Source organism: Candidatus Paceibacterota bacterium (genome assembly GCA_035530615.1).
Lineage (GTDB): Bacteria > Actinomycetota > Actinomycetes > Nanopelagicales > Nanopelagicaceae > QYPT01.
The window spans coordinates 184406-201155 of sequence record DATKUL010000001.1; the positions used below are offsets into that span (position 1 = coordinate 184406).

A 16750-nucleotide genomic window follows, 5' to 3' on the forward strand; every position below is an offset into this window, starting at 1 on the left:
AGGGCCAGAGCGTAACTCACCCAACCCGCGAAGGTCAAAACGAGGGTTTTACTCCTACTGTCGCCGAAATGGGCACTAAGACACGCCGAAGCTTCTCTCGAACCCGACCAAAGAATTGAAGAATTGAAATTGAACTAGTACCACTTGGACTTATCAACGATATTGAGCAATTGCTCGCCCCTCACGAAGCGCTGGGCATTCTGGCAGAAAAATTGAAATCGTTTCTCCTCAGTATGAGGACCGACTACTGCCACATGTGGAGTAAGCAGAGCATTTGGTTCTGACCAGAGCGCATGATTCATCGGTAGCGGTTCTTCTTCGAAGACATCCAGGCCCACCCCACCGAGCTGCCCCGACTGGAGGGCCTTGACAACGGCTTCTAGTCGGACGGTCTGGCCACGACCAATGTTGATGAGCATGCTCCCCCGCTGGAAGAGAGCTAGCCGCCTGGCGTCGATGAGACCCTCGCTCTCGGGGGTGTGCGGGAGGGTCAGGACGACAATGTTCGCCTGCGGGAGGAGGTCATCCAGTGAGTCGGGGCGGTGGAGCGCTTCCATTCCCGGAGGTGACACTTCCAGGCGCGGGTCCACACCCAGGACTCGACAGCCGAATGCTGATAAAAGTCGCGCAATTTCGGCGCCGATACCGCCAACGCCAATAACAAGCGCAGTGGAATCGGCCAGCGCTACGACAGAGGAGTCCTCGAGGTGACGCAGCCATAGGGCCGATGATTGCTGGCGGAGGTAGACCGGTAGGTTGCGAGCCAGAGCCAGTATCAAGGCAAGAGCATGATTGACGACGTGGTCGTTGTGTATGCCACGGAAGTTGGTGACCTGCACGGGGTGCTCTTCTAGCTTGGGAAAAAAGAAGCCTGCGTCGGGAGCGGTTGCCGGTGCCTGCAACCAGCGAAGTCTCGGAGCGGCCGCAAGAAGTTCGGGGTCGAGCGTGCCGAAGGCTGCCAATGCTCGCGGAAGGATCTCTAAAGCATTCGCCCGATCTTCGGGAACATGAACACGTAACCCTTCGACTGAAGACTCCAGGAGATGTGCCCAGTTGCGAGTGAGTTCAGACTGCGGTGGCAGCATCACAAGATCAAAGCTCATACAAACCTTCCATCCTGTCCAAGGCGGTTGCGCCACGTGCCACCGGATGAGAGAGCGGAAAGGTTAGCTCGGAAAATGTCCCCCCAACGACTCCCGAACCGAGGACTGCTAGCCGCGTTATGTGCAGTCATTACCACGTTGGGAAGAGTCCACAACGGTGAATCGTGAGGCAGCGGCTCTGATTCGAAAACATCCAGGCCTGCGCCCCGCAAGCGTCCATCCTGGAGCCTTTCCAAAAGTGCCTTTTCATCGATGACACTGCCCCGAGCAACGTTGACCACCCATCCAGAACCCAAGAGGTCCAGTTCTTTTGCGCCAATTAGGTGCTTGGTCTCAGATCCCGCTGGGATACTCAAGACCAGGATCTCCGCCCATGCGCACATCTCCTGTAGTGCCTCGGGTGATCTGACATCGGAGAGAATCCCGTCATAGCGTTCCGGCGAGCGCTTTATTCCGACGATCTCCATTTCCCAACCCACCGCCCTCCGAGCGATGGCCTCGCCGATTTGCCCTAAGCCGACAATGAGCATCCGCCTTCCAGATACCTCTTCGCCAATGATTGGCCTCCACACTCCCCTCGACTGATTCCGAGCGGATTCACCGATCGCCCGCGTGCACGCCATGAGTAATCCAAATGCGTGCTCAGCCACGCAGCCCGAATGAATACCGTAGGCCGTGGTAAGGGCAACATCGCCGTCAGCCAACTCGGCTAGCGGGTACTGGTCAAAACCCACACCAGTTCCAGCAATCCACCGCAAGGAAGGCGAGAGAAACTCCCGTTGCCAGGTGTAGGTGACCAGTACTTCACCTCCAGCGGCGAGGGCAGCAACTACCCCCTGGTCATCGGTCGGACGGACCAATTCGATTCCTGAGATCGCCTCTAGGACAGCCTCAACTCCCGGATCATGACGTGGATGAAGTACAACTTGAATCATGTCAGTCCCTACGCCTAGACCAATGTTGCAGATGGGCGAGGTGCAGTGTGATCCCGTGGGTCGAGCACATCGCGAACCGCATCACCAAGCACATTGAATGCAAGTATCAATAGCACCAGAGGGATAATCGAGCAGATCGTCATCCAGGGTGCAACTGTTATGAAGTCTCTGGCTTGGGCGAGCATGCCACCCCAGTCTGCTTGCGGAGGACCTACTCCAAGACCGAGGAAACTTAAGGATGCATATGCCAATTGCGCGTTCGACATGCTCAACGCCGCAAGGACAACTAGTGAAGGCATGACGTTTGGTACAACATGCTTCACCAAAATCGTTGGCGTGCGCACTCCCGATATTCGCGCAGCATCTAGAAACTCACTGGATTTAAGTGTGAGAACTGTTGAACGAGCCAGTCGGGCAAACCTCGGAATATATACAACGCCGATCGCAAAAGTGGCATTCAACAACCCAGGTCCGAGAATCGCAACAATTATGATTGCCAGGAGAAGAGTTGGGAAAGCAAAAATAATATCTTGACTTCGGTTTAGCAAGCTATCGACCACGCCACCTGAGTAGCCCCCAATTACACCAATCAATCCACCAATTATGAGTGCGATGAGCACTGAGACAAGTGCGACGGTGACTGCAATACCCGACCCGTCAATAATTCGGCTGAGGATATCGCGACCAAGTGCGTCGGTACCGAATAGATGTTTTGATGATGGAGATTGCAATGCCTGCATGAAGTCACCAGAGTTCGGGTCATAAGGTGTGATCCACGGCGAGAAAATTCCAAGTAGCGTGAAACCGACAACGACCGAGAGTGAAACCATGCCTGCTCGGTGTTTACTGAAGCGACGCCAAAGAGGAGTGCGGGTGGCCCGTCCGATTGGGACGGGGATGATTTCGTCTGAAATTGTCATCGGGACCTCTGTCGGGGATCAAGGATTGGATAGAGAACATCGATTACGGCATTGACTACAACGAATGAAAGAGCAAAGACCAATGTCGTAGCCGTAACCATGGGGTAATCGCGAGTGCTAATAGCATCAAGCATCCCTCGCCCCAAACCCGGCATGCTGAACATCTGCTCTATGACAATCAATCCACCGAGCATCACGCCCAACTGAAAACCCAAGAACGTAATGATATTCGGAAGTGCATTTCGTAATGCATGTCGATACTGGATTCGTTGAACCCGTACGCCAATAGCTCGTGCAGTAACAATGTATGGAGCAGAGAAAACTTCGAGCATTGCACTTCGCGTCATCTGCATTGTCATGGCCGCCATTGGTAGAGCGATCGTCGCCACCGGCATAACCATTGACTTTATATGGCCTATGAGATCCTGCGAGGGTGATACATAGGAAATCTGTAAAAGTCCCGGCATTAAAAGTGGTCCGAGAAGCAACAGCAGTGCACCGATAACGAAGACCGGGATGGAGAAGATAACTAGAAGCGAGGCGCGCAGGATCGCATCAATTCTCTTATTGGCATGAACAGCGGCCATGATTCCGGCAGGGATACCCAACAAAGTAGACACAAGGAAAACTAGAAGTGCCAACTCCAGTGAGATTGGAATTTGTTGGAGCAAATCCTGCGAGACATTCCTACCGGTAATCGGAGATACTCCAAGGTCTCCCTGCAACGCATTTCCAAGCCAATGGTAATACTGCACATACAGTGGCTTATCTAGTCCTAATCTCTTTGTTACCTCAGCGAACTGTTCGGCCGTGGCGCCTTCTTGACCGACTACGACGCTTGTTAGGTCACCTGGGATCAAAGATCCCAAGGCAAAGACCAAAGCCGAAACAATCAGCAATACAGAGGCCATTCCTGTTATTCGAATAACAAGTCTTCTGAGCATGTTAAGCCTCCTTTTCCAATATCGAACGCGGCCGTGAACTCATAGGCGCTATCTCTGGAGACAATTGTCCTGGGAAGTGGCAAGCGACCAAATGGTCATTTCCCACTTGCTGCTGGACCGGCTTCTCCACTGAACAGCGGGGTTGCGCGATTGGGCAACGGGTATGGAATCTGCAACCAGTCGGCACATTAAGAGGGCTTGGCACATCGCCTTGTAGAATGATTTCCTTCCGATTTCGTTCGAGTACGGGATCTGGAAGAAGTGCGGACTGTCGTAAAGCAACGGAATATGGATGCTGGGGGCGGCTTACAAACTCGTCCACCGGTGCTGATTCCACGACTTCACCTAAGTACATAACCGCAACTCGATGACTGATTACCTGTACTGCTGCCAGATCGTGACTGATGAACATATAAGAAACACCAAGGCGCTCCTGCAGACTGACAAGAAGATTCAAGATCTGTGCTTGAAGTGAAACATCCAGAGAGGCTACGGCTTCATCGAGCACAATCAGGGCGGGTTCAGCGATAAGTGCCCGCGCAATGCAAGCTCGTTGCTGCTGTCCTCCCGACAACTCATGAGGAAGCCGCCTCGACATGGTGGGATCAAGCCCTACCAGCCCAAGAATTTCATCCACTGCTTGGTCGGTCGTCTTTATCCCACGAGCTCGTAATGGCTCAGCAATGCTTGAACTAATCGTGCGTCGTGGATCAAGTGCGCCGGCTGAATTCTGGAAGACCATCTGGAGACTCTGTCGCCGACGACGCCCTTCTGCTCCACTAGCCCAAATATCCTGGCCATCAATGAGAATATTTCCAGCAGATGATGTCAGCAGGCCTACTGCAAGTCTGGCCAGGGTTGACTTCCCACAACCGGACTCGCCGACGATACCCAGCGTCTCACCAGGATTCACTTGGAGAGATACGCCATCAACTGCGCGGAGAAGACCAACTTTGTTCTTGGCATTCACATCATGGACTCGAAAATAACGCTCCAGTCCCGTGAGTTGCAGTCGCGGATGCTTTGTAGAGTCGAAGTCAGTTGCCATCGTTTCCTCCAGATTCCACATTCGAAAGCGCCATCGGATCTCTCTGCGTAACCCAACACCTGACTTTGTGTCCTGGTTTCATCTCGATGAGTTCCGGGTGCTGGCTACGACACTGTTCTTCGACAAAGGGGCAGCGGGCCGCAAAGCGACAGCCTGCAGGCACTGCTGTCATATCAGGTGGGAGGCCCTTCATTGTGGGAAGTGCGCCTCTTGCCTCATCTGCACGCGGAATCGACTCAAGCAATCCCAGTGTGTAAGGGTGAAGAGTTCCCTTAAATAGTTCTTCGACCGGTGCTTCTTCGACGATTTCCCCGGCATACATCACAATCACTCGATCGCACATTTTTGCGATTACACCCATGTTGTGCGTAATAAGTAATAGAGCAGTTCCGTGCTCAGAAGTCAGTTGCTTCATCAATTTCAAGACCTGCGCTTGAATCGTCACGTCTAATGCGGTTGTTGGTTCATCGGCAATAAGAAGGGAAGGCTCATTGAGTAGGGCCATTGCAATTACGACTCGCTGTCTCATGCCACCCGAAAGTTCATGCGGGTAAGAGTCTCTCTGCCGAACTGGATCCGCCATACCCACTGCCGCTAGTGCAGCGAGAATGCGATCATCAGCCGCGCTGTCGAGTTTCACGCCATGCGCCTTTAACGCTTCGCGGAGTTGCCAGCCGATGGTGAATGCAGGGTTCAGCGCTGTCATCGGGTTCTGGAAGACCATCCCCGCATGAGCTCCTCTTATTTGGCGCATTTGTTCCTCATCTAGAGAGAGAATGTCTTGGCCATCGATTTTGATACTTCCGGATTTAATGTGCCCAGGTGCGGCAACAAGGCGCAATACTGACATTGCAGTAACACTCTTCCCGGAGCCAGACTCGCCCACCAGTCCAAGGGTTTCCCCACGTGCTAACTCAAATGACATGGTGTCAACCGCGCGGACGGTTCCGTAGCTCGTGTAGAAATGAGTAATTAATTCTCGTACTTCGAGCACGGGCGCCTCGAACATTCGGTTCGTCCTTTCGATAAATATTATGTGGTGCGGTGAGCCGGGACGGGCGCTAGGCCCGCCCCGGCTAACGGCTATTTTTTAGCTTTAATACTGGCGAGGAATGAACGACTCAGAGTTGGACTGAGCTTTACCTTTGTGAGATTGCTACCGTAAGCAGCCCACGCTTTGCGGGCGGCAACGGTGATATCTGGGAAGACTAGGTCGTCTTCCATTATCTGGATCTTGCGGAGACCATCGGTGTAATTATCTGGATCACCAGTCGAAACCGCTGCGATGAGAGCATCAAGCTCTGCTGGGTTTGGTCCTTGACGACCTGGTCGTGGACTTAGGTAGAAGAGTGGATCGCCATTAAATGCATACTCATTAGTCATGATCTGGTAGTTAGCCTTGTTCTGCTTGTCTAACCAGACTGCGTTCTGATTTGCTTCAATGGTGACCACAATGCCAGCCTTAGCTAGTTGCTGCTTCACAATCTCAGCAAAACGATCTAGATAAGTTGCGTAGCCAGCCAAGTGGTTCAGAGTTAATTGAATCCCCTTTGGATAACCGGCCTTAGCCAGCAATTTCTTGGCTGCAGCAACATTTACGCGTTGGTACTGGAGTTGGTTGATTGGAATCGACCAGGCATATGCAGGAGGAATTTGCGCGCTTGGAACTGCCTGTCCGAGGAAGGCACCCTTGACGATCCCGCGTCGATCCAGTGCCAAGGAGATGGCTCTACGGACATTCACATCATCCAACGGAGCGTTGTTTGTCCCAATGTTGAGGCGAATGGTGCTTGCCGAATTGACGGCCACAGTCCTGATAGTGGATATCCTTTTAATCTGAAGAAATGACTCAGCATTCGGGAACATGAGGTCAATCTGTCCGGCCTGTAGAGCTGCAACCTGCGCAGACTGGTCTGGCATATAGCGAATAGTGAGATTCGCCACGGTATCCAAACTCTTCTTATTCCAATACAACTCATTCCTCTTGAGAATAAGTTGTTGGTTTGGCGAGTATGAGACCATCTGGAAAGGCCCGGTTCCCATCATCATAAGCTTGGGGTCGTTGCTCTCAGTCCATTTCTTATTAACAATGGCCGAGCCGATGAGGTAAGGGCTTCCAAGGTTAAGTAGGAATCCGGCCGTTGGGCTGGATAGCACGAATCGAACCTGGTCATTTGCAATCTTCGTTACAGAAGCGATGGTCGCGAAACGAGCCTGGGAGTATGGAAGTCCTTTGGCTTTGAGTCGTTCAAAACTGTAGACCACATCGTCTGCGGTCAATAAGGCGCCGTTGGAAAACTGGACACCTTGTCGAAGAGTGAAGTCGTATGTCAACCCGTCTTTGCTTATTGTCCATTTAGACGCTAATACTGGCTGAATCTTCCCATCAAGACCTGCGATTACAAGACCTTCATAGACGCTCTGCCATGCATACATCGTGGCAATCTGTGATGACTGGATTGGATCGAAAGTCTGGGGAGGAACGCCCTCCGCAACCACCATCGAGGTTTGATTGATACTAACTGCTTTCTTTGCCGCAGATGCCGGTGAGGAAAAACCCATCAGCCCAACTGCCAGCAGGATACCTGCGGCAATCGCCTTTCTAGTTGCTAGTTTCATGGTTCCCTTTCATAGATTAATTTTCCCTAGTAGTCGAAGCATCTAAAGCGCGGAGATAACTCCGCCGTCAACTCGTATTTGACTTCCAGTGATATAAGACGAACGTGAACTGCAGAGGAAAGTTGCTACTTCCGCGAATTCCGTCACCTCTCCGTACCTATGGGTTGGGATGAGTTCTGTCGATGCTTTCCGTACAGACTCAACAGCAATCCCCTCCCGTTTTGCCTTGTGATCGTCGAGAGTTGCCACCCGCTCCGTGTCGATCCGTCCAGGCAAAATCATGTTGACAGTCACGCCATCTGCAGCAACTTCACCGGCAAGGGTCTTTAGATATGCCGCAAGTGCCGCTCGCGCGGTGTTCGATCGGACAAGGTTTGGAATTGGCTGCTGTACGCCGCTCGAACCAATGGCCAGAATTCGACCCCAGCCCTTGGCGCGCATTGACGGCAGGAGAAGTTGGACGAAGTCGATTTGGGCGAGGAGGAGCAACTCCAAACTCTGGCGCATCTCGACTACCGTGAGACTGGATGCCATTCCTGGCGGTGGACCCCCGCCATTGAGGACAAGGATGTCGACCTCACCCAGGCTCTTTTGAACCTGATGAACAAGTTCGGCGCGTGAAACCTCGTCCGCCAGATCAACTTCCAAACCGACTGCTGAAGGTGCGGTCTCAGCTATCTCTTTGGCAAAATCGCCTCTGCGTCCGCAGAAAACTACTTTCGCTCCCTCGGCCGCCAAGCTATGCCCGATACCCAGACCCAGTCCTGAGGTCGATCCGAGAACCAAGGCCACTCGGCCTTCTAGAGCAAGATCCATTAAATAACCCTCTTATCAATTAGTGCACTAATGTGCTGTGAAAGGTGATGCCGAAGGGCACCCGGCATTGGCATTGCTGGCGGGCGTACTACTCCCGATGTGAAAACTCCTCTTTGCTTGAGAATCTCTTTCCTAATTGCCAACCCAATTCCAACCTGGGCTTCGAAATTGGCTAATGGGAGCCATGAGGCGAAGGCATCCCTTGCCGCTTCAAAACCACCGCGCTTCCATGCACTAAGGGTCTCCGCAAGCCCCTCGGGATGCGAGAACCCCGTCATTGCCCCCGATGCCCCAGACATCAGTTCATCGAGCAAGCCCACTCCGCCAAGTCCGCCAAAGACTGGAACTGATGTCTTCGAAGTGAGGCTGGAAATAGCCAGTGAGGTTGGCGGCGCCTCTGATTTAATGGCAACTGCATAGGTATTGTGCTCAAGAGCGTCAAGTATCTGCTGAGAACTGATTTTTACTCCACTGATGAGGGGATAGTCCTGTACAACGATTCCGACTCCAGTCGCAGCATGGATTGCTTCAAAATGCGCCATAAGTGCCTGCGGGTCGGTACTGTTAATTTGGCACATGAACCCGGCGGGTGGTTGGGTTGCTGCGTCAAGAAGGCGGAGCGCAACTGCAATCGCTTGATCCGTCTCTCGCTCTGAAAGCCCAATAACTAACGGCAAATCTGGTGCTTGCTCGCTCACTAACCGGACAAGATCTGCCTGTTCTGAGAAGTCCAGTTGAGCTGCTTCCCCAAATACCCCGAGGGTGACCACGCCAGTCGCGCCGACGGCACGGTACAAGTCGAGTTGTCTGATCATGGATTCTTCATCAACCTTGAGGTTGGCCTCGTCAAAAGGAGTGGCAAGAACGCCCCATAGCCCTTTCCCTAACGCGGTTGGGGTGATGCTTCCTTGGCTACTCATGTGAGGACTTCGCGGGTTGGTTGGCGAAGCTAAAAGATTCGAGGACCATATCCATCACGTACCGGATATGTCGAGCCATTACTTCGGCGGCCGTAGCACCATCGCCGGCAGTTATTGCCACTGCAACTCGAAGGTGTTCGTCACCGCAGAGAACTGAGTTACTGCGGGCTGGTGCATCTCTCCCGCGAAGCGCGGACGTCAACAGAAGCAACTTCTCGACTTCTTCACGGATCATTGGGTTGTGCGCGGAGTGTGCAACGCGTCGATGAAATTCTCGATCCCAACTTCGGAAACCAGCCTCATCCCCCACGGAGGCGGCTGATAAACTCAATTCAGCAGCTTGCGTAATCGCCGCATGTTCTGCCGAGTCGGCCCGACCAGACGCAGTGGCCGCAGACATTTGCTCGATACCGCAGCGATACTCGTAAGCATCACGGATCCGCTCGAATGATGGTTGGGTCACTCGCAGACCATCGGGTGCCACTTCGGTAAGACCCATACTTTTCAATCGAAGGAGCGCTTCACGGACAGGGGTCTTGCTGACCCCAAGTTGGGTCGCCAGACTCGCCTCACTGACTCGGGTTCCTGGTGCCAAAACTTTGCCGATGATCCCTTCCAAAATTTTGTCGAAGACGACTTCCGTCAAACTTTCGCGCTTGAATTCCAGTTGGCCTAATTCCGTTTGCCCTAACACTGTAGTCGACAAGTACTCACCTCAATATCTCGTATCTCATATACAAGACACCGTACACTAGGGTACGATCCGTGACAAGGGTCACGATTCCAACAGATCCACCACCTCCCGACCGTGCGTGAAAGTTATGTAGAAGGGTGATCCTCTGTGACTTCGAAACAGACCCTGCTTGTTACCGGGGCAACAGGTCATATGGCAGCGATGCTTCTGCCCGCACTCGAGGAAAAATTTGCTATACGAACGGTCACCGAAGATCTCTCAGTATCAGATCACCAGAGCCTTGCCCCCCTATTTGAGGGGGTGGACTCTGTTCTTCATCTGGCATATCACAAGTCCAGCCCGACACATGTCTATGACCCAACAGTCCCGCAGATCGAGAAATTCGACGATGAATTCTTGAATATTCGCATGGCGCAGAACATTTACAGATGCTCCTTCGACGCCGGCATTAAGCGCATAGTGGTTGCAAGTTCAAACCACGCCACCGACTGGTATGAAAATGCATTAGTTCACACCAATAAGCGTGACATGGTGACGCCGACAGAGACTCCCCTAGCTGACAATTTCTATGGTTGGTCAAAAATCGCGTATGAATCCCTAGGTTTCGTGTACGCCTGCGGCTCTCTCGGGCGATCGATGGAGGTTGTTCAAGTGCGTATCGGCGCACCCCGAGAGATCGATGCCGCAACTTATTCTGCTGATGAACCTGCCGCTCCCCAACTCGGTCCTGCATTCCAGACGGGACTGACTCGCTACAAACGAGATCTGGGCGCATGGCTCAGCAAGAGAGATGCACAGCAACTGTTCCTTCGCAGCCTGACGGTCGAGAACATCAATGACCAATATGGCGTGCCTTTCCTCATCGTCTACGGAATCAGCAACAACACCCGCGCTTTCTGGTCTCTTATCAATGCAAGGGAAATCTTGGGATACGAACCTCAAGATGATTCGGAAGTTCAGTATGCAACTGATATTCAGAGGTTGCTCACGGGCCCGACCGCAAATGTTCGTGGTGGAAGAGTGGGCGCATGATCAACCAATCTCTAGAGTTCTTTGACTGCAATACATATATAGGGCAGGTTTCCATCCCGCGTTTCTTCCCAGAGAGGGTGACCCCAGAAGTCCTTCTTGGAGAACTGGATCGAATCGGCATTAATCAAGCTTTAGTCACGCACGTCGCGGCTCGTGAATACTCGCCTGCGAAGGGAAATGATCTTCTTCGCGATGAACTCGCCAATGTCGAGCGCTTGAGTCCATGCCTGACGCTCCTTCCCCATGCGACAGGCGAACTCTGGTCCCCCGATGTGTTACGTGAAGAACTTCGCCAAAGAGGGGCCAAGGCAGTTCGCCTCTTCCCTGGCCTAACGCTTCACCGATACCCACTTGATTACCGCGTTGTTGGGGAGCTCTTCGAGGTCCTTCAAGATGCACGGGTACCCGTGCTGGTGGACTTTGACCTAGGACGCCGCGACGAGATGGACTGGCCAGGTCTCTATGACATAAATGAACGTTACCCAGAACTTCCAATGATTCTCATTCGCCCCGGTGGTCGTAGCGATCGCGGTCTCTATCCGCTTCTATCTCGCACTAAAAATGTCTTTGTTGAGACTGGTGGATATTGGGCTCACCGAGGTCTCGAACGGATCTGCGATCAGTTCGGTGCCGAACGGCTCGTCTACGGATCAGGATTTCCTTACTGGACGTTGAGTGGGGCTGCCTACCACGTCGCCACCGCGCGAATTTCAGAGTCCGAACGTACCGCCATTGCTAGCGGTAATTTGAAAGGCATTCTGGAAGGGGTGAAGTTGTGACCGTTTTCTTCCGGCACTTTGAGAAGCAGACTCCCATCATCGACGCGCATTCCCACATGGGATCTTTTCGCAGCTTCAATATCCCGATGAATGGTCCTGATGGAATGATCCAGCAGATGGATTCCGTTGGAATCGATGTTGCATGTATCAGCCATCACTCTTCGATATCCGCAGATGTTAATTTCGGCAATAACGAAATCGCAAGAGCTATTCGCGAGTACCCAGCACGCTTTATTGGCTTCTGTGTTACTAACCCAAACTATCCGAGCGAGACTCATGAGCAGATTGAGCGATGCTTCTCTCAGCCTGGATTCGGAGGTTTCAAAGCGCACCCCGAACTACACGGAAATTATCCTCTCGATGGTCCGGGGTATGCGCCGATGTGGGAGTACGCGAATGCACACAGTCTTCCCATACTTTCACATAGTTACTTTGGCGGTGACCGCCTGGATGTCTTCAAGAAACTTGCAGAAAAGTACCCGAATACAACAGTACTTTTGGGGCATGCAGGTTTAGACCTTGGGCTCGAGAATGCCGTTGCTCTTACACAATCCGTTCCTAATGTTGTTCTCGACATGACAGCAATGCAGCGACATTGCGGAGCAGTCGAACATTTAGTTTCTCTCGCAGATCCATCCAAGTTGGTTTGGGGATCTGACATGCCGTTCATCGATCCTGGCATGATAATCGGTGCGGTCGTCCTGGCTGATATTTCAACTGAGGTCCGCAATGCGATTCTCTACGACAATATGTCAAAAATTCTCCGCATCACTGTCTCCTCGACAGGGATAGTTCGACAAGATTCCAAGGTTGCAAATTGATAATCCAAAGAGTCCAAGCTTTTCCCGTCAGGGTTCCACGAGTGCACGCAGCTCGCAGTGCATTCGGTGTGCGCACTTACACTGATGCTGGAATTGTTCGTATTGACACTGATCAAGGTGTGATTGGTTGGGGTGAGATCTCTCTTGTGTGGGGTCGAATGGGAAGCGGCTTGACTCTCGATGTTAATCGCATCCTTGCTCCTGCTCTTGTCGGACTAGAGGCTCACTCCATTACCCAAATTTCCCAGATGATGGAGAAAATACTCCCGGGTCGGGAGGATTCCCCTGCGCGCGCAGGAGTCGAGATGGCACTAATCGATGCAATCACCAAAGCTGCAAACATTCCGGCACACATGGTCCTTGGTGGTGTTACACAGAGCAGTGTCAATCTCAGCATCTCGCTTCACATGGACGAGCCGAGCCTCATGGCGGAGGAAGCGGCCACTTGGGTCCAACGCGGATTTCGAACTCTGAAAGTTAAAATGGGTCGTGATTGGGAAGATGATCGAAAGGCGATACGCGCGGTTCGAGAAGCAGCCGGTCCGGATGTGTCGATCCGCGTTGATATAAACGAGGGATGGCATTCCGTCTCCGTAGCGGCCCGTCGGATCAGCGAACTTCGCGACTTTGATGTGCAATTAATAGAACAACCGCTCCCCGCGCATGACTTGGCAGGAATGGCAGAACTGCGAAATCGCTCTGAGATTCCTATCGCTGCCGATGATGCAGTCTGGTCAATCAGAGATGCACTCGCAGTAGTGCAAGCAAGGGCAGCCGACATCATCAATGTTTACGTAAGCGAAGCAGGGGGACTATTCCCCGCCCGCGCCATTGCGGAAATCGCAGCTGCGTCAGGAATTAGTACCTGGGTCGGCAGCATGCCCGAACTCGGAATCGGCACAGCAGCGAATTTGCATCTTGCTGCATCACTGCCTTCCTATGAATTAGCAGCAGATGCCTGCGGATTTCTTTACCATAAAGGTGACGTAATTTCAGAAACATTTGAAGTCGTTTCTGGATGCATCAATGTTCCAACTGGTCCGGGCCTGGGCGTGGAAGTCGACATCGATGCAATAAACCACTATCGCTTGGACCTTTAAGGAAAGCGTCGGATTCGCCGGCAATAACGAAAGGACACTGTGACTACAAATACTCACCTTGAGGAATGGACACGGAGCGAGTGCCAAGAAAACGGCCCGCGAACTCTCGTTGTACTGCCCATCGGTGCCCTTGAGCAACACGGCCCACATCTACCTCTGGGCACAGATACGATTTTAGCTGAACACATTGCACGCGCAGCGGTTTCACAAGTGGAGAAGCGCATTCCCGTAGTCGTTGCCCCATCTTTCTATTACGGAAGTTCACACCACCATCTGTTGCACGGCGGAACTGCTTCGATCACCACGGAAGCTCTCTACGCTGCCCTACGCGATGTGGTCACCACACTTCTCCAGAGCAAGTTCAAAAGCGTATTCATAATCAATGGGCACGGTGGGAATCAAGAAATTGTTCAACTCGTAGCCCGCGATGTGGCGCTGACGGAAGGGGTGCGTGTCGCGGCTGGAAGCTACTTCCACATGGCCCGTCCCGCACTCATAGAGAGCGGAGTTGAAGACCTCGGTGAATTACCTGGACACGCGGGCGCTTTTGAAACCTCACTCATGTTAGCTGCGCGACCCGACCTCGTACGTTTGTCGTTGGCTCCTAGTCGAGAGAAGCCAGAGGCGAACTGGCCGAAGGGTTCGTTGTATCGAGTCGGCGCTCCAGGACCTTTCCGAGGCGCCGCCGGTTACAGCGACAGCCCATCGAATGCGGACCCGATTCTAGGTGCCACCATGTTGGAAGCCTGTGTAACTGCAGTCAGTATGGCCCTCATTGAATTCCACGGAGAAAACTTGGATACCAAGTGAAATCAACAACCGAACCGACAATCAATACTCTAGGAGAAAGATGACAGAGTTAATGCGTATCGCAACCATTCGAGACGGAGTCAACGAACGCCCCGCACTAGTTGATACCAAACGAGGTGTTGTCCTCGTTGGCGATCTCCTCCCAGAGTACTTTGGCGACGCTATGTCCCTTTTTGAAGGAGACACCTATAAGAATCTTTGCCGACTTGCGAAGGTCGCTCCCGATAATGTTTTCCGAGCACCTGAGAGTGTTCAGTACGCACCTCCATACCGTCGCCCCCATAAAATTTGGGGAATCGGTTTGAATTACCGAGAACACGCGGGAGACCTCAACGAGGTACCACCCACCGAACCGGCCTCGTTTATCAAGGGTGACCACACCATCATTGGTCAAGACGACAACATCTACCTTCCCCCACAGAGCACTCGAGTCACCGCCGAAGCTGAGCTCGGGCTCGTGATCGGACGGACCTGTCGCAATGTTTCCGAAAAGGATGCGCTTGACTACGTGTGGGGCGTCTGTTTGATTCTCGACCAGACCGCGGAAGATATTCTGCAGCGCAATCCCCGTTTCTTAACACGAGCGAAAAACTTCAGTACTTTCTTCTCATTCGGCCCGACACTGATTCCCCTCGCCGAAGTGCTTGAGAAGTTTCCAACTCTTAACGATATTGTCGTAACCACGGTCATCAATGGTCGCAAGCACCGCAGCAATAGCGTCGCCAACATGACATTTGGGCCAGAACTATTAGTGAGTTTCCATAGCGAAGTAATGCCGCTCTTTGCGGGCGACATCATCTCCACTGGAACTCCCGGTGCAGTAGTAATTCAAGATGGCGACATCGCAGAGTGTCGCATCCCAGGACTCGGCATTCTCAGCAATCCCGTACGGACACAAGTGGCGGATCCAGTGTGAAGCCCCTCAACCTCAACCAACTAAGAGACGAACAGCTCGATCATCACTACAAGGGCATTCCGCTCAATGCACAGTTGCAACTCTCTGAGATCGGCAAGCAAGGCTGGAACGTAGCTCGCGGCGACCTAGCTCTACCGGTGACGACATTGCGCGTGAACGCGATCTCTCACAACATCGCCACTATGGCGAATTACTGTCAGCGTCATGGTGCCTCTCTCGCACCGCACGGCAAGACAACAATGTCCCCCCAGCTCTTCGATCTTCAGATCGCTGCAGGTGCATGGGGTATTACGGCCGCCACTCCGTCTCAGGTGCGCGTAATGCGACGGTATGGAGTCTCCCGAATTATTCTCGCTAACCAACTCGTCGAGCCCTCTGCTCTCCGTTGGGTGGCAGATCAACTCGACGCTGATCCCTCGTTTGATTTTCTCTGCCTAGTTGATAATCCGGATGCTGTCGCGCGGATGGATCAGATTCTGCAGAGTGCAGGTTCGCAGAGAAAGTTGCGCGTCCTTGTCGAGGTAGGCGTTGCAGGTGGTCGAAGCGGCGCACGCAGCGAAGAGGAAGTCCTAGCGACCGCAGAAGCAGTAGCTAAATCCTCAACTCTCGAACTCGCTGGCGTGGAAACTTACGAGGGTCTCTCCGCGCGGGGCGGTAGTGTTGAAGATATAAAAGCCGTTGATGCTCTACTTCAACGTGTTCGTGACGTCACGGTCAAACTTGCCAATCGCGATCTCTTCTCTACAGACGAGATCGTCGTCACTGCAGGCGGCAGCGCTTATTTCGACCGCGTGGTCGCGGTTCTTTCAGACTGGTCTGGCACAGATATGAATGTCCGTCTCGTCTTGCGCAGCGGTTGTTATATATCCCATGACTCTGGTCGCTACCATAAAATGTCACCGTTCGATGGTCGACGTTCGCCCGAGGAATCTTCTTACTTGACCAACGCCCTTGAAGCATGGGCCGTCGTACTCTCTCGACCCGAGTCCAATCTCGTGGTTTTAGGCACAGGCAGACGTGACGTCTCCTTTGATGTGGATCTACCAATTCCCCTTCGTGTCCACCACGAGGATGGGACCGTTTCGGAGTTGGTCGATTGCTCCACCATCAAACTCATGGATCAACATGCGTTCCTTACCGTTCCCACTGCGACCAAACTAAATCCTGGTGATGTGGTCGTCTTGGGGTTATCCCACCCCTGCACGGCATTCGATAAATTCCGACTGCTCCCGGTCATTGACGACGACTTCAATGTCGTCGATGGCATTCTTACGTTCTTCTGAAAGGTATATG

Annotated in this window: 17 protein-coding genes; 7 read left to right on the top strand and 10 right to left on the bottom strand. The window is 52.8% G+C overall.

The genetic code is table 11. From position 1 onward, the window contains the following. Positions 1–134: 134 nt before the first annotated feature. The 10 genes from VMW30_01015 to VMW30_01060 all read right to left on the bottom strand — a co-directional run bounded on the left by VMW30_01015 (position 135) and on the right by VMW30_01060 (position 10011). Entirely contained in the window at positions 135–1103 is a 969-nt protein-coding gene (locus VMW30_01015) for a D-2-hydroxyacid dehydrogenase (GenBank protein ID HUW86950.1), read from the bottom strand. After that, a complete protein-coding gene (locus VMW30_01020) occupies positions 1100–2038 on the bottom strand; it encodes a D-2-hydroxyacid dehydrogenase (protein ID HUW86951.1) in 939 nt (312 codons plus the stop codon). The genes VMW30_01015 and VMW30_01020 overlap by 4 nt, the downstream gene beginning before the upstream one ends. Before the next feature lie 14 nt (positions 2039–2052). Beyond that, the gene (locus VMW30_01025; GenBank protein ID HUW86952.1) at positions 2053–2958 is read right to left on the bottom strand and encodes an ABC transporter permease; all 906 of its coding nucleotides are present in this window, start codon (positions 2956–2958) and stop codon (positions 2053–2055) included. Beyond that, a complete protein-coding gene (locus tag VMW30_01030) occupies positions 2955–3902 on the bottom strand; it encodes an ABC transporter permease (GenBank protein HUW86953.1) in 948 nt (315 codons plus the stop codon). The genes VMW30_01025 and VMW30_01030 overlap by 4 nt, the downstream gene beginning before the upstream one ends. Position 3903: 1 nt before the next feature. After that, positions 3904–4950 carry an ABC transporter ATP-binding protein gene (locus VMW30_01035; protein ID HUW86954.1) on the bottom strand — a complete coding sequence of 349 codons (1047 nt, stop codon included), beginning with the start codon at positions 4948–4950 and terminating at the stop codon, positions 3904–3906. Then, complete coding sequence (locus tag VMW30_01040) at positions 4940–5959, bottom strand: ABC transporter ATP-binding protein (GenBank protein HUW86955.1); 1020 nt, start codon at positions 5957–5959, stop codon at positions 4940–4942. The genes VMW30_01035 and VMW30_01040 overlap by 11 nt, the downstream gene beginning before the upstream one ends. Positions 5960–6033: 74 nt before the next feature. Beyond that, a complete protein-coding gene (locus VMW30_01045) occupies positions 6034–7569 on the bottom strand; it encodes an ABC transporter substrate-binding protein (GenBank protein ID HUW86956.1) in 1536 nt (511 codons plus the stop codon). A 42-nt stretch (positions 7570–7611) separates the two neighbouring features. Continuing rightward, positions 7612–8385, bottom strand: a complete 774-nt coding sequence (locus VMW30_01050) for an SDR family oxidoreductase (protein ID HUW86957.1) — start codon at positions 8383–8385, stop codon at positions 7612–7614. Continuing rightward, a complete protein-coding gene (locus VMW30_01055; protein HUW86958.1) occupies positions 8385–9305 on the bottom strand; it encodes a dihydrodipicolinate synthase family protein in 921 nt (306 codons plus the stop codon). The genes VMW30_01050 and VMW30_01055 overlap by 1 nt, the downstream gene beginning before the upstream one ends. Further along, complete coding sequence (locus tag VMW30_01060) at positions 9298–10011, bottom strand: GntR family transcriptional regulator (GenBank protein ID HUW86959.1); 714 nt, start codon at positions 10009–10011, stop codon at positions 9298–9300. The genes VMW30_01055 and VMW30_01060 overlap by 8 nt, the downstream gene beginning before the upstream one ends. A 135-nt stretch (positions 10012–10146) precedes the next feature. Here VMW30_01060 and VMW30_01065 point away from each other — a divergent pair, with 135 nt between their 5' ends. The 7 genes from VMW30_01065 to VMW30_01095 all read left to right on the top strand — a co-directional run bounded on the left by VMW30_01065 (position 10147) and on the right by VMW30_01095 (position 16740). After that, positions 10147–11031: an NAD-dependent epimerase/dehydratase family protein gene (locus VMW30_01065; protein ID HUW86960.1), complete on the top strand. Its 885-nt coding sequence runs from the start codon at positions 10147–10149 to the stop codon at positions 11029–11031. Further along, positions 11028–11810 (top strand): amidohydrolase family protein, encoded by a 783-nt coding sequence (locus VMW30_01070; GenBank protein HUW86961.1) that lies wholly within the window; start codon positions 11028–11030, stop codon positions 11808–11810. Before VMW30_01065 ends, VMW30_01070 begins: the two co-directional genes overlap by 4 nt. Positions 11811–11896: 86 nt before the next feature. Then, a complete protein-coding gene (locus VMW30_01075; GenBank protein ID HUW86962.1) occupies positions 11897–12631 on the top strand; it encodes an amidohydrolase family protein in 735 nt (244 codons plus the stop codon). Positions 12632–12672: 41 nt separating this feature from the next. Next, positions 12673–13731 carry an enolase C-terminal domain-like protein gene (locus VMW30_01080; protein ID HUW86963.1) on the top strand — a complete coding sequence of 353 codons (1059 nt, stop codon included), beginning with the start codon at positions 12673–12675 and terminating at the stop codon, positions 13729–13731. A 39-nt stretch (positions 13732–13770) separates the two neighbouring features. After that, positions 13771–14541, top strand: a complete 771-nt coding sequence (locus VMW30_01085; GenBank protein ID HUW86964.1) for a creatininase family protein — start codon at positions 13771–13773, stop codon at positions 14539–14541. A gap of 40 nt (positions 14542–14581) precedes the next feature. After that, positions 14582–15457, top strand: a complete 876-nt coding sequence (locus tag VMW30_01090) for a fumarylacetoacetate hydrolase family protein (protein HUW86965.1) — start codon at positions 14582–14584, stop codon at positions 15455–15457. Then, positions 15454–16740, top strand: a complete 1287-nt coding sequence (locus VMW30_01095) for an amino acid deaminase (protein HUW86966.1) — start codon at positions 15454–15456, stop codon at positions 16738–16740. Before VMW30_01090 ends, VMW30_01095 begins: the two co-directional genes overlap by 4 nt. Positions 16741–16750 lie beyond the last annotated feature (10 nt).